Source organism: Herbidospora daliensis (assembly GCF_001570585.1).
GTDB lineage: Bacteria > Actinomycetota > Actinomycetes > Streptosporangiales > Streptosporangiaceae > Herbidospora > Herbidospora daliensis.
In genome coordinates this window covers 1-26,122 of the sequence record NZ_BBXF01000003.1, presented here as the reverse complement: position 1 = coordinate 26,122, position 26,122 = coordinate 1, and the positions used below count along the sequence as shown (strand labels likewise).

Annotated in this window: 20 protein-coding genes and 1 pseudogene; 8 read left to right on the top strand and 13 right to left on the bottom strand. The window is 70.8% G+C overall.

The genetic code is table 11. From position 1 onward, the window contains the following. Window positions 1-21: 21 nt before the first annotated feature. From AW274_RS15510 to dnaE, 3 genes are all read right to left on the bottom strand, one after another. Window positions 22-465: a hypothetical protein gene (locus AW274_RS15510; RefSeq protein ID WP_062432108.1), complete on the bottom strand. Its 444-nt coding sequence runs from the start codon at window positions 463-465 to the stop codon at window positions 22-24. Between the two features lie 26 nt (window positions 466-491). Next, a complete protein-coding gene (locus tag AW274_RS15505; RefSeq protein WP_063813378.1) occupies window positions 492-2,708 on the bottom strand; it encodes a transglycosylase domain-containing protein in 2,217 nt (738 codons plus the stop codon). 70 nt (window positions 2,709-2,778) lie between these two features. Next, entirely contained in the window at window positions 2,779-6,300 is a 3,522-nt protein-coding gene (gene dnaE, locus AW274_RS15500) for a DNA polymerase III subunit alpha (protein ID WP_062432106.1), read from the bottom strand. A gap of 96 nt (window positions 6,301-6,396) precedes the next feature. Between dnaE and AW274_RS15495 the strand changes: the two genes are divergently transcribed. Next, on the top strand, window positions 6,397-7,791 hold the full coding sequence (locus AW274_RS15495) for an amino acid permease (protein ID WP_062432104.1): 1,395 nt from the start codon (window positions 6,397-6,399) through the stop codon (window positions 7,789-7,791). On the opposite strand, the gene AW274_RS42975 is transcribed toward AW274_RS15495, so the two are convergent. Further along, the gene (locus tag AW274_RS42975) at window positions 7,733-8,503 is read right to left on the bottom strand and encodes a chorismate mutase (protein WP_083974326.1); all 771 of its coding nucleotides are present in this window, start codon (window positions 8,501-8,503) and stop codon (window positions 7,733-7,735) included. The genes AW274_RS15495 and AW274_RS42975 overlap by 59 nt on opposite strands. Before the next feature lie 85 nt (window positions 8,504-8,588). On the opposite strand from AW274_RS42975, the gene AW274_RS41285 reads away from it, so the two are divergent. The 6 genes from AW274_RS41285 to AW274_RS15460 are packed head-to-tail and all read left to right on the top strand — an operon-like array spanning window position 8,589 to window position 16,001. Further along, entirely contained in the window at window positions 8,589-11,075 is a 2,487-nt protein-coding gene (locus AW274_RS41285; RefSeq protein ID WP_083974324.1) for a serine/threonine-protein kinase, read from the top strand. 43 nt (window positions 11,076-11,118) lie between these two features. Further along, window positions 11,119-12,780, top strand: a complete 1,662-nt coding sequence (locus AW274_RS15480; RefSeq protein WP_198169241.1) for a serine/threonine-protein kinase — start codon at window positions 11,119-11,121, stop codon at window positions 12,778-12,780. Continuing rightward, window positions 12,780-13,421, top strand: coding sequence for an AzlC family ABC transporter permease (locus AW274_RS15475; protein ID WP_062432097.1), 642 nt, complete (start codon window positions 12,780-12,782; stop codon window positions 13,419-13,421). The genes AW274_RS15480 and AW274_RS15475 overlap by 1 nt, the downstream gene beginning before the upstream one ends. Beyond that, window positions 13,418-13,717 (top strand): AzlD domain-containing protein, encoded by a 300-nt coding sequence (locus tag AW274_RS15470; RefSeq protein ID WP_062432095.1) that lies wholly within the window; start codon window positions 13,418-13,420, stop codon window positions 13,715-13,717. Before AW274_RS15475 ends, AW274_RS15470 begins: the two co-directional genes overlap by 4 nt. Window positions 13,718-13,743: 26 nt before the next feature. Continuing rightward, window positions 13,744-15,117, top strand: a complete 1,374-nt coding sequence (locus AW274_RS15465; protein ID WP_062432092.1) for a serine/threonine-protein kinase — start codon at window positions 13,744-13,746, stop codon at window positions 15,115-15,117. Window positions 15,118-15,155: 38 nt separating this feature from the next. Then, window positions 15,156-16,001 (top strand): oxidoreductase, encoded by an 846-nt coding sequence (locus AW274_RS15460; RefSeq protein WP_062432090.1) that lies wholly within the window; start codon window positions 15,156-15,158, stop codon window positions 15,999-16,001. Window positions 16,002-16,003: 2 nt separating this feature from the next. Here the strand turns inward: AW274_RS15460 and AW274_RS15455 are convergent, their stop codons facing one another. From AW274_RS15455 to AW274_RS15445, 3 genes are read right to left on the bottom strand one after another with little or no spacing between them, the layout of a single operon-like run. Continuing rightward, window positions 16,004-16,930, bottom strand: a complete 927-nt coding sequence (locus AW274_RS15455) for an RluA family pseudouridine synthase (protein ID WP_062432089.1) — start codon at window positions 16,928-16,930, stop codon at window positions 16,004-16,006. Beyond that, on the bottom strand, window positions 16,923-17,474 hold the full coding sequence (lspA, locus tag AW274_RS15450; RefSeq protein WP_232320132.1) for a signal peptidase II: 552 nt from the start codon (window positions 17,472-17,474) through the stop codon (window positions 16,923-16,925). The genes AW274_RS15455 and lspA overlap by 8 nt, the downstream gene beginning before the upstream one ends. Further along, complete coding sequence (locus tag AW274_RS15445; protein WP_062432087.1) at window positions 17,447-17,842, bottom strand: TraR/DksA family transcriptional regulator; 396 nt, start codon at window positions 17,840-17,842, stop codon at window positions 17,447-17,449. The genes lspA and AW274_RS15445 overlap by 28 nt, the downstream gene beginning before the upstream one ends. 483 nt (window positions 17,843-18,325) lie before the next feature. Between AW274_RS15445 and ileS the strand changes: the two genes are divergently transcribed. After that, window positions 18,326-21,457 carry an isoleucine--tRNA ligase gene (gene ileS / locus AW274_RS15440; protein ID WP_062432085.1) on the top strand — a complete coding sequence of 1,044 codons (3,132 nt, stop codon included), beginning with the start codon at window positions 18,326-18,328 and terminating at the stop codon, window positions 21,455-21,457. Window positions 21,458-21,668: 211 nt separating this feature from the next. On the opposite strand, the gene AW274_RS42640 is transcribed toward ileS, so the two are convergent. The 6 genes and pseudogenes from AW274_RS42640 to AW274_RS41280 all read right to left on the bottom strand — a co-directional run. Further along, window positions 21,669-23,099, bottom strand: coding sequence for a hypothetical protein (locus AW274_RS42640; RefSeq protein WP_062432083.1), 1,431 nt, complete (start codon window positions 23,097-23,099; stop codon window positions 21,669-21,671). A 48-nt stretch (window positions 23,100-23,147) separates the two neighbouring features. Beyond that, complete coding sequence (locus tag AW274_RS15430) at window positions 23,148-24,023, bottom strand: DivIVA domain-containing protein (RefSeq protein ID WP_062432081.1); 876 nt, start codon at window positions 24,021-24,023, stop codon at window positions 23,148-23,150. A gap of 49 nt (window positions 24,024-24,072) precedes the next feature. Then, window positions 24,073-24,360 carry a YggT family protein gene (locus AW274_RS15425; RefSeq protein ID WP_030450315.1) on the bottom strand — a complete coding sequence of 96 codons (288 nt, stop codon included), beginning with the start codon at window positions 24,358-24,360 and terminating at the stop codon, window positions 24,073-24,075. 83 nt (window positions 24,361-24,443) lie between these two features. Further along, window positions 24,444-24,941: a cell division protein SepF gene (locus AW274_RS15420; RefSeq protein WP_062432080.1), complete on the bottom strand. Its 498-nt coding sequence runs from the start codon at window positions 24,939-24,941 to the stop codon at window positions 24,444-24,446. 147 nt (window positions 24,942-25,088) lie between these two features. After that, on the bottom strand, window positions 25,089-25,802 hold the full coding sequence (locus AW274_RS15415; protein ID WP_062432078.1) for a YggS family pyridoxal phosphate-dependent enzyme: 714 nt from the start codon (window positions 25,800-25,802) through the stop codon (window positions 25,089-25,091). Window positions 25,803-25,812: 10 nt separating this feature from the next. Then, window positions 25,813-26,122, bottom strand: a pseudogene (locus AW274_RS41280) (cell division protein FtsZ); the annotation flags it as partial.

The window sequence follows — 26,122 nt, the reverse complement described above, 5'->3', positions numbered from 1 at the left end:
CTTCCGGGGGTCACGGCCACGTCAGCCCGCCCCATACCCGGCGACCAGCCATCGGTCCTTCACCCAGTGCACGCTGTAGGGCTCGAAGAACTCGCCCGTGGGATGGCCGGTGTCCCCGCAGAGGTCCATCGACACGCTCACCCGCCGGCACCTCCGTCCCGGCGGGCAGTCGAGGTCGGCGGCGTAGGAGTCGCCGATCTCGATGTTCGCGGCGGCGTCCCAGTGCCGGAACGGGGAGAACGGCCCGTTGAACTCGTCGTGGAAGTCCGTCTCGGGCACCATCACGGCCCTGATCGTCTCGCTGTCCTTGCCCAGCGCCGCGTCGATGTACGCCGCCACGACCTCCTCGGGCGAGGCCCCGGCGGGCGGGATCGGCACCTCGTACCGGCCGGGCACGCAGATGAAACACCCGGCGAGCAGCGGAACGAGCAGCAGGACCGGTAACGCCCCACGACCGGTGATCATCACCGAAGGCTAGCGAATCCGGCCGGTCAGTCGCGGCGGCGTCGGCGTTCGCCGTCCGCCCGGGGGTCGCCTCGGTAGTAGTCGTCCTCCGCCGGGTAGAGGTCGCCGTTCTCGTCCTCGTACCAGTACTCGTATTCGACGTCGCCTCGTTCGGCGGCCATGGCCTCGCGCAGGCCCGGGGTGAAGCCGCCGCCGAAGCGGCCCATGTCGGGGGCGGTGAAGTCGGTGGCCTCGGTGTCGCGCAGGGCCTGCTGCATCGAGTCGACCCAGATCGGGCCGGGCAGTGAGGCGCCCTGGACCGAGCCGTAGGTCTGGTCGCCGATCCGGACCCCGTTCAGGGGGTACTTGTACGACCCCCGGATGTCGCCCACGCTCACGGCGGCGGCCAGGTTCGGGGTGTATCCGGCGAACCAGGCCGAGGTGTAGTTGTTGTTGGTGCCCGTCTTGCCGGCGGCCGGGCGGCCGATCGACTGGCCCTTCATGGTGCCCTGGGTGAAGACGCCCGAGAGCACGTCGTTGACGGCGTCGGCGACCTCCGGGTCGATGGTGGCCGAGCAGCTCGGCGGGATCTCCACGCGGCGGCCGTCGCGTTCGACGATCTCGGTGATGGCGATCGGCTTGCAGTACTTGCCGCGCGCGCCGAACGTCGCCACGGCGGCGGCGACCGTCAGGGGGTCCATCTCGTTGACGCCGAGGGTGAAGGTCGGAACCTCCGACAACTTCCCGCCGTCGGCGCGCTGGATGCCGAGCGCCTTGGCGGTGCGGATGACCTCGCAGAGGCCGACCTCGCGCTCCAGCATCATGAAGAAGATGTTGGACGACTTCCAGGTGCCGAGCTCCAGGCTGTAGGGGCCGCCCTTGCCCTCTCCGGACGCGTTGTAGATCTTCGCGCCGGGGTCGTTGACCGGTTTGCCGGCGCAGTCGGTGAAGCCCTCCGACGGGACGAACACCCCCGGCGTGTTGAAGCCCTGGCCGAACTTCCAGCCCTTGGCCAGCGCGGTCGCCAGCGTGAAGATCTTGAAGGTGGAGCCCGCCTGGAAGCCCATGCCGCCGCCGTGGGCGGTGTCGGCGGGCAGGTTGAAGGTCGTGTTGGGGCCGGTGACCTTGCCGCCGGGGTTGCTGCCGTAGCGTTTGCTGGCCGCCAGCGCCCTGATCCGGCCGGTGCCGGGCTCGACCATCGCCTCGGCCGCCACCTCGGTGTCCTCGGCCGCCACGCGCGCCTGGATCGCCTTGTCCGCCGCCTCCTGGGCGGTCGCGTCGAGGGTGGTCTTCAGGGTGAGGCCGCCCCGCTGGAGGCGGCGTTCGCGGTCGGCGCGGGAGTGGCCGAACGCGGGGTTGGCGAGGATCTCGTGCTGGACGTACACGCAGAAGAAGGGGTAGGCCGATTCGGCGCAGCCGCCGGGCTCCGACCGCATGTTGAGCCCGAGGGCCTGCGACTTCGCGGCGGCCGCCTCGACGTTGGTGATCTCGCCGAGTTCGGCCATGCGGTCAAGCACCAGGTCGCGGCGCTGCTGGAGCTTCTCGCGCTGCTCCTCGCCGCGCGCCGGGTCGGTCGAGTACGGCGTCCGGACCGCCCCCGCGAGCGCCGCCGCCTGGCCGAGAGTGAGGTCTTTCGCCGACACGCCGAAGAACCGGCGGGCCGCCGCCTGCACGCCGAAGGCGCCCGCGCCGAAGTAGGCGATGTTCAGGTAGCGCTCCAGGATCTGGTCCTTGGAGTACTTCTCCTCCAGGGCCAGCGCGTAGCGCATCTCGGTGAACTTGCGGCGGATGCTGCGGACCTGCGCGGAGTCGCGTTCCTTGTCGGATTCGGCCCGGTTGACCAGGATGTTCTTCACCAGCTGCTGGGTCAGCGACGAACCGCCCTGGCGGATGCCGCCCGCCTGGGTGTTGGCGATCAGCGCCCGGATCGTGCCCCGCACGTCGAGGCCGGCGTGCTCGTAGAAGCGGGCGTCCTCGATCGCGACGATGGCCTCGCGCATCGGCTTGGAGACCTGGTCGATCGTGACCGACTGGCGGTTCTGGGAGTAGAACTGGGCGAACTGGCGGCCGTCTTTGTCGACGAGCCGGGTCACCTCGGGCAGCGGGTCTTCGCGGGGCGGCGGCGGGAGCTTGGTGATGGTTCCGGCCGCCGTGTTGCTCGCCACCCCGGCTCCGGCGACGATCGGCGCGACCAGCGCCGCCGCCAGGACCCCGCCGAGTGCACCGCACACCGCCAGCCCACCGGCAGTCGTGACCCGCGCCATGCCACTTCCCCCCGCTCGCCGGACAGGGGGAGTCCATGGTCAACCTAACACAGCGTAACGCGGGGTAACGCTACGCCCCCAGGCAGGCCGGTCCGAGGAGCTGCTTGAGGTCGCCCATCAGGGCCGGGCTCGGGGTCACCCGCAGGCGGTCGTCGAGGCGCATCACGGTCGTACGCGGCCCGTTGTGCACCTGGAGGTGGACCTCGGTGGTGCCGGGATGGGTGGTCAGCACCTCTTTCAGCCGGCCGACCACGGGCGGGGTGACCCGGGCCATGGCCAGGCTGACCACGAGCGGTCCGCCCGACTCGACCGTCAGGTCGGGCTGGGTGACCTCCATCGCGATGATCTTGGCGACGTCCTCGCGTTTGTCGATGCGGCCCTTGACGAAGACGATCGCGTCTTCGGCCAGGATCGTCGCGCACAGCTGGTAGGCCGACGGGAAGATCATGACCTCGATCGAGCCGCCGAGGTCTTCGAGCTGGGTGAGGACCCAGGTGTCGCCCTTCTTGGTGACCTTGCGCTGCACGCCGCTGAGGATGCCGCCGACCGTGACGATCTGGCCGTCGGGCCGCGAGTCGTCCTGGAGGGCGGTGATCGAGCAGTCGGCGCCGCTCGACAGGATGTGCTCGACGCCGAGGAGCGGGTGGTCGGAGACGTAGAGGCCGAGCATCTCCCGCTCGAACTGCAGGACGGTGTTCTTGTCCCACTCCCCTTCGGGGATGGTGACGTCGAAGGTCTGGTCCTCCCCGCCGTCGACCGCGCCGAACAGCGAGTCCTGCCCGATGGCCTCGTTCTTCTTGATGTCGATGATCGCGTCGACGGCCTGCTCGTGGACCATCACCAGGCCCTTGCGGACATGGCCCATCGAGTCGTACGCCCCCGCCTTGATCAGCGACTCGATGACCCGCTTGTTGCAGACCTGGGCCGGGACCTTGCGCAGGAAGTCCTTGAAGTCGGTGAAGCGGCCCTTCTCCTTGCGGGCGGCGATGATGCCGTCGACGACGTTGCCGCCGACGTTGCGGATCGCCGACAGGCCGAACCGGATGTCGGCGCCGCGCGGGGTGAAGTCGAAGTCGGAGTCGCTGACGTCGGGCGGCAGCACCTTGATGCCCATGTGGCGGCACTCGTTGAGGTAGAGGGCCGACTTGTCCTTGTCGTCCTTGACGCTGGTGAGCAGGGCGGCCATGTATTCGGCGCGGTAGTTGGCCTTCAGGTAGGCCGTCCAGTAGGAGACCAGGCCGTATCCGGCGGTGTGGGCCTTGTTGAAGGCGTAGTCGGAGAAGGGCAGCAGGATGTCCCACAGGGCCTTGATGGCCTCTTTGGAGAAGCCGTTGTCCTTCATGCCCTTCTCGAAGAACTCGTACTGCTTGTCGAGTTCCGACTTCTTCTTCTTGCCCATCGCGCGGCGCAGCAGGTCGGCGCCGCCGAGCGAGTAGCCCGCGACGCGCTGGGCGATGGCCATGACCTGCTCCTGGTAGACGATCAGGCCGTAGGTCGTCGACAGGATGTCGGCCAGGGGCTCCTCGAGCTCCTTGTGGATCGGGGTGATCTCCTGCTGGCCGTTCTTGCGCAGCGCGTAGTTGGTGTGGGAGTTGGCGCCCATCGGGCCCGGACGGTAGAGCGCGAGGGCGGCGGAGATGTCCTCGAAGTTGTCGGGGCGCATCAGCCGCAGCAGGGTGCGCATGCCGCCGCCGTCGAGCTGGAAGATGCCGAGGGTGTCGCCGCGGGCCAGCAGCTCGTAGGTCTTGGCGTCGTCGAGCGGCAGGTCGAGCAGCTCGATCTTGTTGCCGGTGTTGAGCTCGACCATCTTCAGGCAGTCGTCGATGATCGTCAGGTTGCGCAGGCCGAGGAAGTCCATCTTCAGCAGGCCGAGCGTCTCGCAGGTCGGGTAGTCGAACTGCGTGATGATCGCGCCGTCGGAGTCGCGGCGCATGATCGGGATGTAGTCGGTCAGCACCTCCGACGACATGATGACGCCGGCGGCGTGCACGCCGGTCTGCCGGATCAGGCCCTCAAGGCCGCGCCCGAGGTCGATGGTCGACTTGACGTCGACGTCTTCTTCGTAGAGTTTGCGCAGCTCACCGGCTTCGTTGTAGCGCGGGTGGTCGCTGTCGAAGATGCCGGAGAGCGGGATGTCCTTGCCCATCACGGCGGGCGGGAACGCCTTGGAGACCTTGTCGCCGAGCGCGTAGGGGTAGCCCAGGACGCGGCCGGCGTCCTTCACGGCCGCTTTCGCCTTGATCGTGCCGAAGGTGGCGATCATGGCGACCTTGTCGGAGCCCCACTTCTCGGTGACGTACCTGATGACGTCGGCGCGCCGGCGCTCGTCGAAGTCGATGTCGACGTCGGGCATGGAGACGCGCTCGGGGTTCAGGAACCGCTCGAAGTAGAGGCCGAACGGGATCGGGTCGAGGTCGGTGATGCCGAGGGAGTAGGCGACCAGCGAGCCGGCCGCCGAACCACGGCCGGGGCCGACCCGGATGCCGTTGTTCTTGGCCCACATGATGAAGTCGGCGACCACGAGGAAGTAGCTCGGGAAGCCCATCTGGACGATGACCCGCAGCTCGTTCTCGACCCACTCGCGGTGCTCTTCGTCGACGCCGCCGGGGAAGCGGCGGTGCATGCCCTTCCAGACCTCCTGGCGGAAGAACTCCTCCTCGGTCATCCCCTCGGGGATGGGATAGGTCGGCATCAGGTTCTTGTGCTGGAAGAACCCGGTCGGGTCGACCTTCTCGGCGACGAGGAGGGTGTTCCTGCAACCTTCCTGCCACAGGTCGGAGGAGTCGACGGCGCGCATCTCGTCGGCCGACTTGATGTAGTAGCCGCTGCCGTCGAACCGGAACCGGCCCGGGTCGGAGAGCTGCTTGCCGGTCTGCACGCACAAAAGGGCGTCGTGGGACTGGGCGTCGGACTCGTAGGTGTAGTGGGAGTCGTTGGTGACCAGCGGCGGGATGTCGAGCTCCCGGGAGATCCGGGTCAGGCCCTCGCGGACGCGGCGCTCGATGTCGAGGCCGTGGTCCATGATCTCCAGGAAGTAGTTGTCCTTGCCGAAGATGTCCTGGAACTTCGCCGCCGCCTTGACGGCCTCGTCGTACTGGCCGAGGCGCAGGCGGGTCTGCACCTCGCCCGACGGGCAGCCGGTGGTGGCCATCAGGCCCTCGGCGTGCTCGGCCAGGATCTCGGCGTCCATGCGGGCCCACTTGCGGTGGAAACCCTCGGTGTAGGCGCGCGAGGACAACTTCATCAGGTTGTGGAGGCCCGCGCGGTTCTTGGCCCAGATCGTCATGTGGGTGTAGAAGCCGCCGGCCGAGACGTCGTCGCTCTTCTGGTGGGGCTCGCCCCACAGGACCGGCTTCTTGTTGAAGCGGGCGTCGGGGGCGATGTAGGCCTCGATGCCGATGATCGGCTTCACGTCGGCGGCGGTGGCCTGCCGGTAGAACTCGAAGGCGCCGTGCATGTTGCCGTGGTCGGTGATCGCGATGGCGGGCATGCCCTGCTCGCCCACCAGTTTGAACATCTGCTTCAGCCGGGCCGCACCGTCGAGCATCGAATACTCGGTGTGGACGTGCAGATGCACAAACGAATCGCCCATGGGACCCCCATCTTCCGACCGACGGATGTAGAGCCTACGCCTGATCACCACCCCGCCGGACTACGGTCGCGGAAGAGATCTTTCCGGGGGGAAACGGTGGAGAAAACCAATCTCGACGAGGGGTATTCGCACGCCCTCGGCAAGCGCCAGGTCCAGATGATCGCGATCGGCGGCGCCATCGGCGTGGGCCTGTTCCTGGGCTCCGGAGGCCGCTTCGCCGCCGCCGGACCGGCCCTGGTGATCTCGTACGCCGTCGCCGGCGTCGCCGCCTTCTTCGTCATGCGGGCCCTCGGCGAGCTGGTCAGCTACCGGCCCACCTCCGGGTCGTTCGTCTCCTACGCCACCGAGTTCGTCGGCCCGTGGGCCGGGTTCGCCAGCGGCTGGATGTACTGGGTCAACTGGGCCGCCACGGGCATCGCCGAGCTGACCGCCATCGCGATCTACGTCCACCTGTGGGCGCCCGACTTCCCGCGCTGGCTCACCGCGCTGATCGCGCTCGGGGTCGTGCTGGTGGTGAACCTGGCCTCGGTGAAGGCGTTCGGCGAGCTGGAGTTCTGGTTCGCGCTGCTCAAGGTCGTCGCGATCGTGGCGTTCCTGATCGTCGGGCTCTACCTGGTGATCTTCTCGGTCGAGGGGGCCTCGCCCGCCAACCTGACCTCCCACGGCGGGTTCTTCCCGATGGGGTTCGGGGCGGTGCTGATGAGCCTGCAGGCCGTGGTGTTCGCGTACGCCGCCATCGAGCTCGTCGGCATCGCGGCCGGCGAGACCAAGGACCCCGACAAGGTGCTCCCGAAGGCCGTCAACAGCGTCATCTGGCGCATCGCGATCTTCTACGTCGGGTCGGTGCTGCTGCTCGGCATGGTGCTGCCGTGGACGTCGTACAGCGCGGGAGAGTCGCCCTTCGTGACGGTGTTCACCCAGCTCGGCATCCCGTGGGCGGGCGACGTGATGAACCTGATCGTGATCACGGCGGCGCTGTCGTCGTGCAACTCGGGGCTCTACTCCACCGGGCGCATCCTGCGGTCGATGGGGCAGCGCGGCGAGGCGCCCCGGTTCACCCGGTCGCTGAGCTCCCGGCACGTGCCGATCGGCGGGATCCTCATGACGGCCGCCGTCTACGTGGTGGGGGTGGCGGTGTACTCATACATCCCGGAACGGGCCTTCACCATCGCGGTGGCGATCTCCTCCCTCGGGACGATCACCACCTGGGGCACCCTGATCTACTGCCAGATCAAGCTGCGGCAGGCCTGGACGCGCGGCGAGCTGCCCCGGCCCGCGTTCCTGATGCCGGGCTCGCCCTACACCAACTGGCTGACGCTGGGCTTCCTGGCGCTGGTGGTGGTGCTGATGCCGTTCGCCGACGAGGACCAGCGGCTGGCGTTCTACCTGATCCCGGTGCTGGCGGGCGGGATCTGGCTCGGCTGGCGGCTGGTCAACGTGAAGCGGGCGCCGGCCACTCACGTTCAGCAGCGTGTAGTCCCGCCTCAATGACGGCCGCCATGATCGGCCGCAGTCCCGGTTCGCCCAGGCGCGGCGCGCGCTGCGCCATCGCGGCGACCACCTTGCGCTCCCGCTCGGGGTCGCGCCCGGCGAACCCGCCGACGGGCTTGAGCCGCTGGATCGCCCCGGCCAGCTCGGCCCGGCGCTCCAGGATGACGGCGAGGGCGGCGTCGGCCCGGTCGATCGCCGCGCGGGCCTGAGGCAGGTCCTCCGGCACCTCGGGGCGCACCACGGCGCCGATCAGCCGGGCGTCCTCCACGGCGGCGTCGACCACCTCGGGCGGCGCGTCAGGACCGAGCAGGAGCCCGTCGGCCCCCGCCGCGACGGCGGCTCCGGCGAGCACGGCGTCCTTCCCCAGGTCGACGATCACCGGCCGCCCCGACTCCGCGCGGGCGGCCTTCACCAACGCCAGGTCGGGCACCGCCTCGCAGAGCACGACCGAGGCGTTCCCCTCGGCCTCGCAGCGGTCGGCGGCGGTCAGCCACTCCAGCAGGGACGCGTCGCGCGGTCGTCTGAGGATCACCGGCAGGGCGAGGCGGGCGGCGGCCCGGACGAGCGTCAGGTCGTCGACGACGACCGCGACGGCGGGACCGGCGAGGGCGTCGAGTTCGACCGAAGGCGACAACTCGACGAGCAGCGGACCCCCGAGGACCGCGACCGGCCGCCCTTCTCCGATGGTCAGATCCGCGATCCGTACGGACATGTCGTGAGATTACCAGGGCAGTACTGCTCGCGTTTGATCCCTTTGCCATCCATGGGACGATTCATGGGTTCTGGAAGGGGTGGGGATGACGAACGCGGAAGGCCGACTCGTCGGGGGCCGGTACCACTTGATAGAACCCATCGGCCGGGGCGGCATGGGCATCGTGTGGCGGGCCCATGACGAGCTGCTCGACCGCGCCGTCGCGGTGAAGGAGGTCCGGTACGACAGCGCGATGGGCGACGAGCTGCCCGAGCTGAACCGCCGGACCATGCGGGAGGCGCGCGCCGCCGGGCGGCTGACCCATCCGAATGTGGTCGTCGTCCACGACGTGATCGAGGAGGACGGGCGGCCGTGGATCATCATGCAGCTCGTCGAGTCGCGGTCGCTGGGGCAGGTGATCCGGCAGGACGGGCCGCTCACGCCCAAACGGGCGACCGAGATCGGGCTGCAGATCCTCGACGCGCTCCGGGCGGCCCACGCGCAGGGCGTGTTACACCGTGACGTGAAGCCCGAGAACGTGCTGCTCGCCGACGACGGGCGCGTCGTGCTGACCGACTTCGGCATCGCGCGGGTCGAGACCGACTCGACGATGACGCGTACCGGCCTGGTCGGCACCCCCGCGTTCATCGCGCCCGAGCGGCTGCGCGGCGGCCCGGCCCAGCGCGAGTCCGACCTGTGGTCGCTCGGCGCGACCCTCTACGCCGCCGTCGAGGGCCGCCCGCCCCACGACAAGGGCATGGCCATGGCGACCATGCACGCCGTGCTGACCGAGCCGCCCGACCCGGCCAAGAACGCCGGATCGTTGCGCCCGGTGCTCGACCGGCTCCTGGAGAAGGACCCGGCGACCCGCCCCGGCTACGACGAGACCGCCCGCCTGCTGCGCCGCGCGGCGACCGAGCAGGCCGCGCCGCGCCCCGTCGACGCCTCGGGCTGGCCCTCGCCGCCCTCCCCGCAGCGCGCCGGGCGGGCCAACGGCGTGCCGAAGCCGTCGGCGGTGCCCCCGGAGGCCTTCGAGGCCACCGACCCCGACCTGCCGACGACCCCGACCAAACACCCCAAGAAATCCGGTCCTGGACGCGTCGACGACGCGCCGGCCGCATCCCGCGCCGAGAAGCCGTCCCCGTCGACGGACGCCGAACCCGGTCCGCAGACCGGCGACGCGATCCCGGCCCAGCGTCCGGCCGAGGCGGCCGAACCCGCCAAGCCCGCGCCCAAGCCCAAACCGGCGGCGAAGCCGGCCAAGAAGCCGCCGGCCGCCGAAGCACCCGCCGAAGCACCCGGTGAGCCCGCGGGCACGCCCCCCGCGGCCCCGGCCAAGGGCCGCCCGGGCGGCGGCGCCGCCGGCAAGGCTCCCGTGGACAAGGGTGTTCCGGACAAGGCGGTTCCGGACAAGGCGGTTCCGGACCAGGCCCCCTCGGCCGAATCCGCGGGCAGGAAGGCCGGCCCGGCGTCCTCCGCCGGCGCGGCCAGGCCCGAGATCCCCCGGCAGGCCACCGAGCCCGACCCCGTGCGCGAGTTCGCGCAGGAGGACGGCGCCGAGGCCGGCAAGGAACCGGCCGCCGAGCCCAAGCCCGCCCCCAAGCCGGGCAACCGCCGCCCGCCGAGCGCCCCCTACGGCGGCGCGGGCGTGCGGCCGGGCGCGGGACGTCCTGCCGAGGCGCTGCGGCCGAGCGAGCCCGCTCCGGCCCGGCAGTCGAGCGCGGCCCCGGGCGCCTTCCACGCCGAACCGGTCGCCGCGTCGCCGTTCTTCGCCGACGAGCCCGGTCACACCCGCTACGGCGAGCAGGTCTCCGTGCCGCTCCCCGACTCGGGCCGCAACGCCTGGAGCACGGTCGACATCCCCGAGCGCAGGAACGGCCTGCTCAAGGCCGCGCTGATCGCGATCCCGGCGATCCTCGTGGTGGGCGGCGTCGCGTTGTGGCTCGGCATGGAGCAGGCCAACGAGGGCTCCGGCACGGCCGCGACGATCAAGCCCCCGGCCACCTCCGCCGCCGCCGACCCGTCGGGCGACCCGTCCGAGGGTGCGGGCGGCGAGGAGTCCGACAAGCCGTCGGCGACCCCGTCCGACGACGAGGAGAAGGACCCGTCGCCGAAGCCCTCCGAGTCCCCCTCCGAGGAGGACGAGGACAAGCTGCCCGACGGATGGAAGACGTACAAGGACCGGACCGGCTTCTCCGTCGCCCTCCCGCCGGGCTGGAAGGTCGACCGCTACGACGCCACCAGCACCTACTTCAAGGGGCCGCTCGACGGCGCCTACCTCCAGATCGACCAGACGAGCAGCCCCGGCAAGGACGCGCTCAAGAACTGGAAGGACCTGGAGTCGGCGACGCGGTACAAGTGGAACGACTACAAGCGGCTCGACATGAAGAAGGTCGACGGCTACTTCCGCAACGCGGCCGACTGGGAATGGACCTGGGAGCCGGGCGGCAACACCGGCCACATCCTGAACCGCGGTTTCGTCGTCGACGACAAGCACGGTTACGCGATCCTCTGGAAGACCCGCGAGAAGGACTGGGACAAGTACCGCCACTACTTCGACAACTTCGCCAAGTCCTTCGAACCCGACAAGTAGCCCCCGATATGGGACGATGCCAAACGGTCCGAAGGGGGATGATGTGGAAGGGTCGCGCCGGCTCGCGGGGAGGTACCAGCTCGAGGAGCGGATAGGCCGCGGCGGGATGGGCGTGGTCTGGCGCGCCCACGACGACCTGCTCGACCGCCCCGTGGCGGTCAAGGAGGTCCTCTACACCGCCCTCAGCGACGACGACCGCGCCGAGTTCAACCGCCGCACCATCCGCGAGGCCCGTGCGGCGGGCCGGTTGTCCCACCCGAACGTGATCGTCGTCCACGACGTCATCGAGGAGGACGGCCGCCCCTGGATCGTCATGCAGCTGGTGCGCTCGACCTCGCTCGGCGACGCGCTGCGCAGCCACGGCCCCCTGGTGCCCGACCGGGTGGCGGCGATCGGCGCGCAGGTCCTCGACGCGCTGGTGACCGCCCACGCGGCCGGCATCCTGCACCGCGACGTGAAGCCCGAGAACGTGCTGCTGACCCCCGACAACCGGGTGGTCCTCACCGACTTCGGCATCGCGTCCATGACGGAGGACCCGTCGGTGACGCTGACGGGCTCCATCACCGGCACCCCGGCCTTCCTCCCCCCGGAACGCCTGTCGGGCCACCCGGCGACCCCCGAGTCCGACCTGTGGTCGCTGGGCGCGACCCTGTGGGCGGCGGTCGAGGGCCGCTCCCCCTTCGACCGGGGCACGCCGATCGCGAGCATGGCCGCCGTCCTCCACGAGGAGACCCCGGTGTCCCACCGGGCGGGCCCGCTCGGGCCGGTGCTCGACGGCCTGATGTGCAAGGATCCGGCCCGCCGCATGGGCGCCGACGAGGCGATGGACCTGCTCCACCAGGCGGCCTCCGGCAAGTGGAACCCGCAGGGCGGCCAGACCAGGAACCCGCCGCAGAACGGCGTCCCGGCGCCGACCCCGCCCGAGTTCACCGGCGGGCACGGGTTCGGCGCACCGCCGCCGCCCGCGAACGGCCACACCCCGGTGGGCCCCTACGGCCCCGGCCAGCCGACCTACACCACGCCGCCCCCGCCGGAGAAGGACCGGGACAAGTTCCTGATCGTCACCCTGGCGACCCTGCTGGTCGCGCTGGTGGGCATCGGCGGCTATTTCGCGTACACGACCCTCACCGCGAACGGCGACCCGGGAGTGGTGGCCGGCGGTCTCGACCCGGTGACGCGGCCGCCGTCCCCCGAACCGACGCCCGAGCCGACGCCCACGCCCACTCCCACGCCCGACGACGCGCCGCCGCTGCCGCAGGGCTGGAGCGAATACCAGGACGACCGGCTGCGGTTCGCGGTGGCGCTGCCGCCCGGGTGGGCGCCCTACCGGAGCGAGGGGCAGCGGGTCTACTTCCAGGGGCCGGGCATGCAGGGCTACCTGCAGGTCGACCTCACCCCGTGGGAGCGCGACGACCCGCTGGAGGCGCTGGAGGTGGTCGAGCAGGCGTCGACCTCGAAGGGCCTGCTGCGCGACTACCGGCGCATCGCGATGAAGCGCACCTCGCTGACCGTCGGCGGGTTCGCCGCCCCGGGCGCCGACTGGGAGTTCGTGCACACCACGTCGATGGGCACCTGGCGCGTCTACGACCGCGCGTTCCGCATCGACAACCAGTGTTACGCCCTCTACTGGCAGGTCCCCGAACAGTCGTGGGCCAAGGCGGCCCCCTGGTTCCGGGCCTTCGCCCGGACGTTCCGACCGATCTGATGCCGGCCAGGCAGGACGCGGTCCGCGCCGGTCTCGGCGTCGGCCTCGCGGTGGGGGTGTCGGGGCTGGCGTTCGGCGCGGCGGCGGTGACGGCCGGGTTGTCGGTCGCGCAGGCGTGCGCGCTGAGCCTGTTCGCGTTCACCGGCGCGTCCCAGTTCGCGCTGGCGGGCGTGGTCGCCGGGGGCGGGGCGCTGGTGCCGGGCGTCGCGGGCGCGCTGCTGCTGGGGGCGCGCAACGGCCTGTACGGCCTGCGCCTCGCCGCCCTCCTCCCGACGAGGTTCCGGGCGTTCACCGCCCACGGCGTCATCGACGAGACCTCGGCGGTCGCCTTCGCCCACCCCGGAGAGGCGCGGGCGGGCTTCTTCGCGACCTTCGCCAGCCTGTACGTCACCTGGAACCTGACGACCTTCCTGGCCGCCGTGGGCGCGTCAGCGGTCGGCGACCCGGCCGTGTTCGGCCTCGACGCGGTCGGACCGGCCACGTTCCTGGCGCTGCTGTGGCCGCGCCTGAAGGAGTCGGCCGAAGACCGGAAGGTGGCGCTGGCCGGGGCGGCGATCGCGCTGGCCGCCACCCCGTTCCTGCCGCCCGGCGTGCCGGTCCTGCTCGCCGCGGCGGGCGCGTTGGTGGTGCTGGTCAAGTGACCCTCTGGTGGGCCGTCATCGCCACCTGCCTCGGCTGCTACCTGCTGAAATACGCCGGTCTCGCGGCCCCGCGCAAGGTGCTCGACCACCCGGCCGTGCGGCGGTTCGCCACGGTCGTGCCGGTGGCGCTGCTGGCCGCGCTGATCGCCGTCCAGTCGTTCGGGCAGGGTGTCGACTGGCCCAGGACGGCGGGTCTGGCGGCCGCCGTGATCGCCCTGCTGCTGCGCGCCCCGTTCCTGGCCGTCCTCGTCGTCGCGGCGGTAGTTACGGGACTGCTACGAATAACGGGCATGTGATTCCCCTGCCGGGGTAGCCGGGCCGCATGCCCGAGTCTCAGACGTCCGACCGTATCGTCGCCAGCCGTTATCGCCTGATCGAACCTCTCGGCCGGGGTGGCATGGGCACCGTGTGGCGTGCCCTGGACGAAACCCTGGAACGCGAAGTCGCCGTGAAAGAGCTCAACGCCGACCTGTCCGGCCCCGAGCGCGAGATCTTCACGATCCGCACCCTGCGGGAGGCGCGCGCCGCCGGCAGGGTGGGCCACCCGGCGGTGGCCGCCGTCTACGACGTCTTCGAGGAACGCGGCCATCCGTGGATCGTGATGCAGTACGTGCCGTCCACGACCCTGGGCGCGCTGATCCGCGACGAGGGCCCGATGCGCCCCCACCGGGTGGCGACCATCGGCCTGCAGGTGCTGAGCGCGCTGAAGGCGGCCCACGCGGCGGGCGTGCTGCACCGGGACGTGAAGCCCGACAACGTGCTCATCACCCCCGACGGCCGGGCGGTGCTGACCGACTTCGGCATCGCGGCGATGGAGGACGACAGCCCGGTGACCCGGACGGGCTCCCTCGTCGGCACGCCGGCGTTCATCAGCCCGGAGCGTGCGGCAGGGGGCCGCGCGGTCCGCGCCTCGGACATGTGGTCGCTCGGGGTGACCCTCTTCCTGGCCGTGGAGGGCCGCTCACCGTTCCACCGGGGCCACGCCATGGCCTCGCTGGCGGCGGTCATGTACGAGCCGTACGGCCAGCTCTACCGCGCCGGACCCCTCACGCCGGTCCTGCACGGCCTCCTGGAGAAGGACCCGGCCCGCCGCATGACCGCGGTGGAGGCCGAGAGCCACCTCCACAACATCGTCAACGGCATCACCGCGGAGCCGACCGCCCCCTTCATCCCGGTCCCGCCGCCCCCGCCCTCGCCCCCGGCGACCATGGAGAGCCCCCGGAAGAAGTGGCCCTTCACCGCGGTCGTCTCTGCGGTCCTGGCGGTGGGCCTGAGCGCGGGCACGGTCGCCTACCTGACGGCCGGGGACCCTCCGGTGACCCCGGTCGACACGATCCCGGCGCAGGTCCCGGCGAAGAAGAAGGTCAAGGCCACCCCCGACGCCACCGTCGAGGCCACGACCGACGAGGAACCGGTCGCCCAGCCGACGGAACGCCGCGAGAACAAGCAGCAGGAACCACAGGAGGAGGCCCAGGCCCCCTCCCCAAAAGCCAGCCCGTCCGGGCAGTCCGGCAAGAAGCCGAACCCCCCGGACGAGGAGTCCGAGGACGAGGCGCCCCCCACCCAGGAGCCCACGCAGGACCCCGCCCCCGAGGAGGGCACGGTGGAGGAGAACACCGGGGAGGAAAGCCAGGGCCAGGAAAACCAAAGCCTGGAAAGCACCGGTCAGCTTGACGGCCGACTTCCTGACGAATGATCACCCCTAACGGGGTCCCCACCGGGCACGATTCGGCCATGGACGACATCACCGGCGGAATCCTCAAGCTCACCGACGATCTGGCCCTGACCCGCATGGGCTACGGCGCGATGCGCCTGACGGGCCCGGGGATCTGGGGCCCGCCGAAAGACCGGGCGGAGGCGATCCGCGTGTTGCGGACGGTCGCCGACCTGGGCCTGCTCCACATCGACACCAGCGACTACTACGGCCCCCACGTGGTGAACGACCTCATCCGCGAGGCGCTGCACCCCTATCCCGACGGCCTGCGCATCGTCACGAAGGTCGGCGGCCGGCGCGGTCCCGACAGGTCGTGGCACCCCGCCCTGACCGAACCCGAACTGATCGAGGCCGTGTACGACAACCTCAAGCGCCTCGACGTCGAGCGGCTCGACGTGGTCAACCTGAGGATGTTCGACACCGGCGACCCGACCGTGCCCTTCAGCGTGCTGGCCGCCCTCATGGACGAGGGCCTGATCGCCCACCTGGGCGTCAGCAACGTCACCGCCGACCAGCTCCTGGTGTGCCGGGGCATCGCGCCGGTGGTCTGCGTCCAGAACGCCTACAACCTGGTCGACCGGTCGGACGACGCCCTGGTGGACGTCTGCGCCGAGCAGGGCCTCGCCTACGTCCCGTTCTTCCCGCTGGGCGGCTTCTCCCCGTTCCAGTCGCAGGTGCTGGACGAGGTCGCCCGCGACCTGGGCGCGACCCCGCAGCAGACGGCGCTGGCGTGGTTGCTGCACCGCTCCCCGACGATCTGCGTCATCCCGGGCACCTCCTCGGTCGCCCACCTGAGGGAGAACGTCGAGGCGGCGGGCCTGCGGCTCACCGGCGACGCGCTGGCCCGCCTCGGCTCACTCGCCTGAGGTCACGAGTCGGCGATCACGTCGAGCGCGTGGGCGAGGTCGGCCGGGTAGTCGGCGTTGAAGGTGACCCATTCGCCGGTCGAGGGGTGCTCGAAGGCCAGCATCACCGCGTGCAGCCACTGCCGCGACAGGCCCAGACGGGCCGACAGCGTCGGGTCGGCGCCGTACTGCAGGTCGCCCACGCACGGGTGGCGCATGGTCGACATGTGGACCCGGATCTGGTGGGTGCGCCCGGTCTCCAGGCGGATGTCGAGCAGCGAGGCCGCCCGGAACGCCTCAAGGGTGTCGTAGTGGGTGACCGAGTCCTTGCCGCCCGCCACGACGGCCCAGCGGCCGTCGCCGGAGGGGTGCCGGTCGATCGGCGCGTCGATGGTGCCGCGCAGCGGGTCCATGTGGCCCTGGACCAGGGCGTGGTAGCGCTTCTCGACGGTGCGTTCCTTGAACGCCCGCTTCAGCAGCGTGTAGGCCCGCTCGCTCTTGGCCACGACCATGCAGCCGGTCGTGTTGGCGTCGAGCCGGTGGACGATGCCCTGCCGCTCGGCCGCGCCGCTGGTGGAGACCCGGTGGCCGGTGCCCAGCAGGCCGCCGATGACGGTCGGGCCGGTCCAGCCCACGGAGGGGTGGGCGGCAACGCCGATGGGCTTGTTCACCACGACGACGTCGTCGTCCTCGTACAGGATCGTCATGCCGGGGACCGGCTCGGCCACCGGCATGGGCGCGGCGACCGGCGGCGGGATGGTGACGTCGAGCCACGACCCGGCCGAGACCCGGTCGGACTTGCCGGCGGGCGAGCCGTCGACGAGCACGTCGCCGCCCACGATGAGCTCGGCGGCGCGGGTGCGGGAGAAGCCGAAGAGACGAGCGAGAGCGGCGTCGAGCCGCTCTCCCCCCAGCCCGTCGGGGACGGGCAGCGACCGCTGGTCAGGCATCCTTGACCGCCCCCTCGCGGGTGCCGTCGATCTGGTAGCCGCGCCAGGCCAGGAACACGGCCAGGATCCCGCCGCAGACGATCGCCGAATCGGCGACGTTGAAGATCGGGAAGTTGGTCGCGGGAAACACCTGGACGAAGTCGACCACGTGGCCCTGGAACGGGGCCGGCGACCGGAAGATCCGGTCGGTCAGGTTCCCGAGGGCGCCTCCGAGCAGGAGGCCGAGGTCGATCGCCCACGGCAGCGAACGCAGCTGCCGCGCGGTGCGGATGATCGCGCCGATCACCACCGCGGCGATGATCGTGAAGACGATCGTCATGCCGGTGCCGATGGAGAACGCCGCCCCCGGGTTCCGGATGACGTTGAAGACCAGCACGTCGGGGATGAGCACCGTCGGCAGCCGGTCTTCGAGGTATTCGACCACGAGGAACTTGGTGATCAGGTCGAACACGTAGATGAGAACGGCCACGGCGGCGAGGAGCTTGATCCGCCGCGCCCGCGTCGCATCGTCCTGCGTCAGCGGCGTTCCTCCCGCTGCTTGCACGCCACGCACAGCGTCGCCCTCGGGAACGCCTGCAGACGTTCCTTCCCGATCGGCCGTTGGCACGATTCGCACACCCCATATGTTCCCGCGTCGATGCGGGCGATCGCCCGCTCGTTCTGCGCGAGCAGATCGCGCGCATTCAGGGTAAGGGCGATCTCACGTTCGCGCTCATAGGTCTTGGCTCCGGCGTCGGCCGGGTCGTCGCCGGCGCCCTCGGAGGAGTTGCCGAGCGCGAGGGAAGCCTCGGCCCGGGCGATGTCGACCTGCAGCTCCTCGATCTCGGTCAGCAACCGGTCGCGGACGGCCGCGAGTTCATCGGCGGACCAGACGTCCTCAGTGACGGCGGGCTTGGCCGCACGCGTGGCCATAGGGCCTCCCAAATGCAGTGATGGTGCAAGTCCGGGCATCGTAGGTATGCGAAAACAAGATCGGCAATCGACGCGCCGACGCTTTTACGCCATCCGTACCGGACGGCTTGCTCCTCCCCGTTTGCCGCATACCTCCGCGCCGAGATGTGGATTCAACGCCACCGCCTCGCCGCGTGTTCCGCGCTCCCTACCCCGATATCGGGAAGCCAGCACCCGACCGCTGCGTTATCTTTGGGAATTGCACGGCATTGATGGGGACGAGTACGCACGCCCCCCTCGCACGAGCGACCCGGGGACGGTGGAAGCCCGGGGCGAGGCGCGTGAAGAAGATCACCCCGGAGCCGCCGGAAGAACGGCGTCACGCCCAGTAGAACCGGCCGATAAAGAGTGGGTTCCCGTTCGCGGGGGCCAAGGAGGGTGGTACCGCGGGACTCGCGAGGGTCTCGTCCCTCCGCGCCATTGTCCGATGAGCGTGGAGGATCAGTGTCCAGCCACCAGTTCCATCCCCTGCCCGCGCAGGTCGACCTGCCGCGTCTCGAACACGAGGTGCTGGCGCGCTGGCGCGACGGCAAGATCTTCGAGCGTTCTCTCGAACAGAACGCCACGGGTCCCTCCTGGGTCTTCTACGAGGGCCCCCCGACGGCCAACGGCATGCCCGGCGTCCACCACGTCGAGGCGCGCGTCTTCAAGGACGTCTTCCCGCGCTACAAGTCGATGAACGGCTACCACGTGCCGCGCAAGGCGGGCTGGGACTGCCACGGCCTGCCCGTCGAGGTGGCCGTCGAGAAGGAGCTGGGCCTGTCGGGCAAGCCCCAGATCGAGGCCTACGGCATCGCCGAGTTCAACGCCCGCTGCCGCGAGTCCGTCCTGCGGCACGTCGACGCGTTCGAGGAGATGACCGAGCGGATGGGCTACTGGGTCGACATGTCCCAGGCCTACCGCACGATGGACCCGGCCTACGTCGAGGCCGTCTGGTGGTCGCTGAAGGTCGTCTTCGACAAGGGCCTGCTGTTCCGCGACTTCCGCATCACCCCCTACTGCCCGCGCTGCGGCACCGGCCTGTCCGACCACGAGCTCGGCCAGCCCGGCGGCTACGAGACCGTCTCCAGCCCCTCGGTGTACGTCCGCATGCCGGTCACCTCGGGCCGCTTCGAGGGCGTCGACCTGCTGATCTGGACGACCACCCCGTGGACCCTCGTGTCGAACACCGCCGTGGCGGTGCACCCCGAGGTCACCTACGTGGTCGCCGAGAAGGAGGGCGAGACCCCGGTCGTCGTGGCCGAGCCGCTCGTCGGCGCTGCCCTCGGCGAGGGCTGGACGGTCCGCGAGTCGTTCCTCGGCACCGAGCTGGAGCACACGCCGTACCAGCGGCCCTTCGACCTGGTCGACATCCCCGGCGCCCACTTCGTCGTGCTCGGCGACTACGTCACCGTCGAAGACGGCTCGGGCCTGGTCCACCAGGCGCCCGCGTTCGGCGCCGACGACATGACGGTCTGCAAGCGCTACGGCCTGCCCGTCGTCAACCCGATCGGCCCCGACGGCCGGTTCCTGGCCGACGTCCCGCAGGTCGGCGGCCAGTTCTTCAAGGACGCCGACGAGGGCCTCACGGCCGACCTCAGGGCGCGCGGGCTGCTGTTCCGGGGCAGCCACTTCGAGCACAGCTACCCGCACTGCTGGCGCTGCCACACCCCGCTGCTCTACTACGCGCTCCCCTCCTGGTACATCCGCACCACCTCGGTGAAGGAGCGCCTGCTCGCCGAGAACGAGGGCACCAACTGGTTCCCCGACACGATCAAGAACGGCCGCTACGGCGAGTGGCTGCGCAACAACGTCGACTGGGCGCTGTCCCGGTCGCGTTACTGGGGCACCCCGCTGCCGCTGTGGATCTGCGACGAAGACCATGTGACCTGCGTGGGCTCGCTGAAGGAACTGGGCGAGAAGGCCGGCCAGGACCTGTCGGCGCTCGACCCCCACCGCCCCTACGTCGACGACGTGGTGTTCCCCTGCGGCGACTGCGGCGGCGAGGCCCGGCGCGTGCCCGACGTGATCGACGTCTGGTACGACTCGGGCGCCATGCCCTTCGCGCAGTGGGGCGCCCCCCACGTCAACAAGGAGGTCTTCGAGGCCGCCTACCCGGGCCAGTTCATCTGCGAGGCCATCGACCAGACGCGCGGCTGGTTCTACTCGATGATGACCGTCGGGACCCTGGTCTTCGACAAATCGTCGTACGAGAACGTGTTGTGCCTGGGCCTCATCCTGGCCGAAGACGGCCGCAAGATGAGCAAGCACCTCGGCAACGTGCTGCGCCCGATGCCCCTGATGGAGCAGCACGGCGCCGACGCCCTGCGCTGGTACATGGGGGTCAACGGCTCCCCGTGGTCGCCGCGCCGGATCGGGCACGCGGCGCTGGAGGAGATCGTCCGCAAGGTCCTGCTGACCTACTGGAACACGGCGAGCTTCTTCACGCTCTACGCCAACGCCTCGTCGTGGACGCCGGGCGCGACCGTCGCCGACCGCCCGCTGATCGACCGCTGGGCGCTGGCCGAGCTGCACCGCACGGTCGCCGAGGTGACCGCCGCCCTCGACGTCTTCGACACCGCCCGCGCGGGCCGCCGCCTGACGGAGTTCCTCGACGACCTGTCCAACTGGTACGTCCGCCGCTCCCGCCGCCGCTTCTGGAAGGGCGAGGAGTCGGCGTTCGCGACCCTGTACGAGTGCCTGGAGACCGTCACCCGCCTGATGGCGCCGATGGTCCCCTTCACCACCGACTACGTCTGGGACGCCCTGCGCACCCCCGACGCCCCGGCGTCGGTCCACCTGGCGACCTGGCCGAAGGTCGACCCCTCCTACCTCGACCCGGCCCTGACCGAGCAGATGGCGCTGGTCCGCCGCCTGGTCGAACTGGGCCGCTCGGCGCGGGCGTCGTCGTCGGTCAAGACCCGCCAGCCGCTCGGCCGTGCCCTCGTGGGCGCCCCCGGCTGGTCGGCCCTGTCGCCCGAACTGCGCGAGCTGATCGCCGACGAGCTCAACGTCCTGGCGCTGGAAGACCTGTCGGGCTTCTCGGCCGACCTGGTCACCTTCACCGTCAAGCCCAACTTCCGGGCCCTGGGCAAGCGGTTCGGCAGCCAGACCAAACTGGTCGCCGCGGCCGTCTCGGCGGCCGACCCCGGCACCCTGGCCCGCGCGGTCAGGTCGGGCGGCTCGGCCACTCTGGAGGCGGGCGAACTCGGCGAGGTCACCCTGGCCGGCGACGACCTCATCATCACCGAGCAGCCCAAGTCGGGCTGGGCGGTCGAGACGGGCGCCGTCGACACCGGCACCGGCGAGACCATCGCCCTCGACCTGGCCATGACCGACGACCTGCGCCGCGCCGGCCTGGTCCGCGAGGTCATCCGCCTGGTCCAGGACGCCCGCAAGTCGACCGGCCTGTCGATCACCGACCGCATCGACCTGTGGTGGGCCGCCGAGGGCGACCTGGCGACCGCCCTCCGCGAGGGCGGCGGCCTGGTGGCGGAGGAGGTCCTGGCCACGTCCTTCACCGAAGGCGCCGAGGCGGGCCTCCACCGGCACGAAGACCCCGACCTGGGCCTGGCCTTCCAGCTCCGCAAGGCCTAGAAGGAAGCCCGGCGGGACCTGGTCCCGCCGGGCACCCGGGAGGCACGGAGCTCGACGTGACGATCGACGGCGCACCATGCCCGTCGCGAAAATGAGCACCCTCGCGACGACTAACCCCGCAATCGCCGGGCAGACGCTTGCGCGGGGTGCTACATGGGGACGAAGAAAGGCCCGGTGGATTCGATCCACCGGGCCTTCTTCTATGCAAGTCTCAGGACTTGTCGCAGACCGTGCAGGGCGTCAGGCCCGCCTCTTCGGCGGCCGGCTGGGACATGGTCTCGATGCCGTCCTCCTCGCCCTTGATCAGCGGGCAGTCGGGCGTGTGGTAACGCCGGGTGCCCTCCATGACCTTCACCATGGGCGGCGGCAGCTTACGTTCGACGGTGTCGCCGTCGCGGTCTTCGGCGACGACCTCCTCCTCGTCCGCATCGGCCTCAGCGGGCGCGGCGGGCCGGGAGAAGGCGTTCCACGACGACGAGGCCGCGGGAATCTCGATCGACGGCTTGACGGGCTCGGCCTCGGCGGGCTCCCGCTCCTTGAGCGAGGGCTTCTTCGGCGAGGGCTCATCGGGCGCGGGCTTCGATGCGGCGGCCTCGGGCGTGGCTTCCGGCGTGGCGGCGTCGGGCTTCACGGCGGCGGGCTCGACGTCGGGCTCGGCGCTCGTCGGCTTCGCGGCCTCGGGCTTCGCGGCCTCGCGCTTGGCGGCGTCGGGCTTGGCGGCCTCGGGCTTGGCGGCCTCGAACGAGGGAACCGGGCTCTCGGCCTCGGGTTCCTGCTCGGTCTTCGCGCGGGTCTCCGGACCGGTCTTCGCGTAGGGGTTGACCCTGGCCGGCGACTCTTTCCTGGCCGCGGGCTCGGGCCGGCCGCCCGGCGTGGCGGGGCGGGAGGTCTCGGGCCGGTCGGACGGGACCGGCTCCGGCCATCCGGCCGACGGCGGTTCGGCGCGGAAGACGGCGGTGGAGTCGGACGGCTCCAGGGAGGGAGCCGAGGGCGGGACCACAGGGGGGACGACGGGAGGGGTGGAGGCGGCCGGAGGCACCGAACCGGCGCGCCCGGGGGTGTCGGCCGGCTCCACCCTCGTCTCCTGGACCGTGGTGGCCCAGGTGTCGTCTGCGGCTGCGTCGACGACGCAGGTCGTACAGGGCGAGAAGCCCTCTTCCCTGGCTTCCTCGACCGTCAGTTCCTCGGTGTCGCGGCCGACGAGCTGCCGGCAGCCGGTCCGGTGGAACCTCTTACGGCCGGGGATCACCAGCACGATCGAGTCGGGCCCCAGCCCGGGGACGGGCACCGGGGCGGTCACGGTCGGGTTGGGCGGATAGGCGGGGGCAGCCGCCGGGGGAACCGGCGGCGCGGTCGGCATGGCCGTCGGCGCACCGTAGACCGGCATTCCGGCGTGGGCCATCTGCGGCGCCATGTGGGGCGCCATCTGCGGCGCCACGGCGGCCTGATGGGCCTCGACAGCGGCCCGGCCTCCGGCGGGGAACAGCTCGTGACGCCTCAGCAGCGCCCCGATCAGCAGGCAGACCGCGCTCAGCACGCTGATCACGATCGACCACATCACGAGGAATGCCATCCCGAGTACGACACCGGCGATCAGCAGGACGATCGCCGCGAGAACAAGGGCGGCACTGACAAGGATCACGGGGGGCGGCCTTCCGAACTACCTGTACGCGTGCGAGAAGCGGATACCCTACCGGCGCTCGCCGTGAGAGCCGTCGGGGGCGGGGAAGCCTCCGGAGTGCTGCTCGGTGGCGAACGGGTTGGGGACAGCCTGGATCTGCGGACCGGGGGCGACGGCGTGGGCCATCTGCGGCTGGCCGGGCTGGCCCTGCTGGATGGCGGGGTTGCCGACGATCGGGAAGCCGCCGCTGCCCTCGGCCTGGACGTTCAGCTCGGCGAGCTGGTTCTCCAGGTAGAGCTTCAGACGGCTGCGGTACTCCCGCTCGAAGCTGCGGAGCTCGTCGACCTTGCGCTCGAGCTCGTCGCGGGTCTGCACCAGCGAGCCCATCGCCTGGCGGTGACGCTCCTGAGCGTCACGCTCCAAAGTCTCGGCGCGCGCACGCGCGTCGCCGATGACCTGCTCGGCCTGACGGCGGGCCTTGCCGAGAACCTCGTCGGCCTCGCGGCGGGCGCGGGTCACGGTCTCGTCGGCCTCGCGGCGGGCGTCGGCGATCGCCTGGTCGGCGGTCTGCTGGGCCAGCGCGAGCACGCGGGCCGCGGTGTCCATGTTGTCTTCGGCCGGGGGCAGCCCCATGCCGACGGGAACGGGCTCGGGGCGCACCGGCTGCGGCGGAGCCATCGGCTCCGGCTGCTGAAGGGGAGCCTGGGGGGTCTCGGCGACGGGAGCGGGGGCCATCTGCATGCCGCCCATGGCCATGCCGCCGGGAACCTTGCCCCGGAGACACTCGGCCAGCTTGGCGCGCAGCTCCTCGTTCTCCTGGATGAGGCGGTCGAGCTCTGCCTCGACCTCGTCGAGGAAGGCGTCCACCTCCTCCTCGTCGTAGCCCGGTCGCAACCGGGTGGTACTGAACTGCTTGTTCCGCACGTCGGCGGGCGTCAGCGGCATTTGGGTCTCCTTGGCGCGCTTGGAGTCTGTCCGGAGGGACGGTACCCGATCAACGAAGCGCGGACACGACTTGGATCAAGACCAAGACCACAATGAACAGCACTGTGAAGCTTAGGTCAAAGGCCACCGTACCCAACCTGAGGGGAGGAATGAAACGGCGGAGAAACTTGAGAGGTGGGTCGGTGGCGGTGTATGTGGCCTCCGCCAGGACCAGCACCGGTCCCCTGGGCCGCCAGGATCTGGCGAACGCCTGGACCGTCTCGAAGATCATCCGTCCGATCAGCAGAACCAGGTAGAGGGCCAGGACAGCGACCAAGATCTCACTAACGATCCCCACGGTCGAGCCTCGCCTCCGTCCAGGTCCGCATCCTCCGGGCGTTCGGGCCGCCGGGGTGCCGCTCACTGTTCATACACGGAACTCTAGCTCTGGTTGAAGAAGCCGCGTTCCGCGATCCGTGCCTTGTCCTCAGCCGTCACCTCGACATTGGCCGGGGACAACAGGAACACCTTGTTGGTAACACGTTCAATGCTGCCGTGTAGGCCAAAAATCAGACCTGCCGCAAAATCGACGAGCCGTTTCGCGTCACTGTCAACCATCTCGGTCAGATTCATGATGACCGGGGTGCCTTCGCGGAAGTGCTCGCCGATGGTGCGCGCCTCGTTGTAGGTACGGGGATGGAGCGTGGTAATCCGCGCCAGATCGGTCGTGCGCCGCTCGATCACGGCCGCGGAGGGACGCGGAGCCGGAACGACCGAGTCGTCGTTCCCGTCACGGCCCTGGGTGCCCTGCGGGTTGAAGTCGCCAGAGATGTCGTAGTCGTCGCCGAACTCGTCGGCGTACTCGCGGTATCGGTCGTAACGGTCGTCGTCCTCCACGAGACCGAGGTAGACCGCCATCTTGCGCATCGCGCCGGCCATCGCTCCGTCGTCCTCCGTCTACCGTGCCCATGGCTGAAGGTCCGTGGCGGAACTCCGTGCCTGTCGTCTGCGGCGGCCGTCCTTCGGCCGTCCGCGTCTCTCGTGCTGGCGAACCGCTGATCGTACCTAGTTGTTACTCGGGGGACATTACCTGACGAAGGGCTTCCGGCGGCCGAGCAACGCCGTACCGACTCGCAGGTGTGTCGCGCCGTTGGCTATCGCTTGGGGCAGATCGCCGCTCATGCCCGCCGAGATGACGTTCGCGTGGTGATGATCTTTTTGTACGGCTTGCGCCACCCCGTGCAACCGCGCGAACGCGGGCGCCGGGTCCTCCCCCAGCGGCGCGACCCCCATGACGCCCCGAAGGGAGAGCCCGGGAAGCGCGGCCAGCGCGTCGGCGAGAGCCGGGACGTCGGCGGGGAGCGCGCCCCCTCGGCCGGCGAGGCCGTCGAGGGAGACCTGGATGAGGCAGCCGATCTCGCGCCCGGCGCGGACGGCCTCGCGGGACAGCGCCTCGGCGAGGCGGAGCCGGTCGACGCCGTGGACCAGGTCGGCGTAGGCGACCACGGACCGGGCCTTGTTGGTCTGCAACTGGCCGATGAAGTGCCAGGTCAGCGCCAGGTCAGCGCATTCGGCGGCCTTGGCGGCGGCCTCCTGGTCGCGGTTCTCCCCGACGTCGGCGACGCCGAGCCCGGCCAGGAGGCGGACGTCGGAGGCGGGGTAGGTCTTGGTCACCGCGATGAGCGTGATCTCGGAGCGGGACCGGCCGGCGGCGGCGCACGCGTCGGTGATGCGGCGTTCGACCTCGGCCAGCCCCGCCGCGATCTCCTCACCCCGGGGGGAGGGTGCGGCGTGGGTCATGGATGAGCGGTTACTTCAGGAAGTCGGGCACGTCGAGTTCGTCTTCCTGCTCTTCGAAGACGACCGGGCGGCGCGGCACCGGCTGGGTGACCTTGGAGGTGATCGGGGTCGGCGGCTCGGTCGGGCGCGGGATCGCGAACGGGCCGGTGCCCGACGCGCTCTGCTGCTCGGGCCGGGTCTCGGCGGCCTCGCGGGCGCCGAACGCGCCGGTCGACACGCTGGCCTCCCGCTCGGCCGGGGCCGGGGCGGGCTGCGCGGCCTGGGTGGCCGGCGGCGCGGCCGGGGCCGGGTTGGCCGACGCCGACGACACGGGCCGGACC

Excerpts from the sequence above, each read along its gene's own strand:
- AW274_RS15510 (WP_062432108.1), bottom strand. The coding sequence starts at position 465 with ATGATCACCGGTCGTGGGGCGTTACCGGTCCTGCTGCTCGTTCCGCTG.
- AW274_RS15505 (WP_063813378.1), bottom strand. The coding sequence starts at position 2,708 with ATGGCGCGGGTCACGACTGCCGGTGGGCTGGCGGTGTGCGGTGCACTC.
- dnaE (WP_062432106.1), bottom strand. The coding sequence starts at position 6,300 with ATGGGCGATTCGTTTGTGCATCTGCACGTCCACACCGAGTATTCGATG.
- AW274_RS42975 (WP_083974326.1), bottom strand. The coding sequence starts at position 8,503 with ATGTCCGTACGGATCGCGGATCTGACCATCGGAGAAGGGCGGCCGGTC.
- AW274_RS41285 (WP_083974324.1), top strand. The coding sequence starts at position 8,589 with ATGACGAACGCGGAAGGCCGACTCGTCGGGGGCCGGTACCACTTGATA.
- AW274_RS15475 (WP_062432097.1), top strand. The coding sequence starts at position 12,780 with ATGCCGGCCAGGCAGGACGCGGTCCGCGCCGGTCTCGGCGTCGGCCTC.
- AW274_RS15465 (WP_062432092.1), top strand. The coding sequence starts at position 13,744 with ATGCCCGAGTCTCAGACGTCCGACCGTATCGTCGCCAGCCGTTATCGC.
- AW274_RS15460 (WP_062432090.1), top strand. The coding sequence starts at position 15,156 with ATGGACGACATCACCGGCGGAATCCTCAAGCTCACCGACGATCTGGCC.
- AW274_RS15455 (WP_062432089.1), bottom strand. The coding sequence starts at position 16,930 with ATGCCTGACCAGCGGTCGCTGCCCGTCCCCGACGGGCTGGGGGGAGAG.
- AW274_RS15445 (WP_062432087.1), bottom strand. The coding sequence starts at position 17,842 with ATGGCCACGCGTGCGGCCAAGCCCGCCGTCACTGAGGACGTCTGGTCC.
- AW274_RS15430 (WP_062432081.1), bottom strand. The coding sequence starts at position 24,023 with ATGCCGCTGACGCCCGCCGACGTGCGGAACAAGCAGTTCAGTACCACC.
- AW274_RS15420 (WP_062432080.1), bottom strand. The coding sequence starts at position 24,941 with ATGGCCGGCGCGATGCGCAAGATGGCGGTCTACCTCGGTCTCGTGGAG.
- AW274_RS15415 (WP_062432078.1), bottom strand. The coding sequence starts at position 25,802 with ATGACCCACGCCGCACCCTCCCCCCGGGGTGAGGAGATCGCGGCGGGG.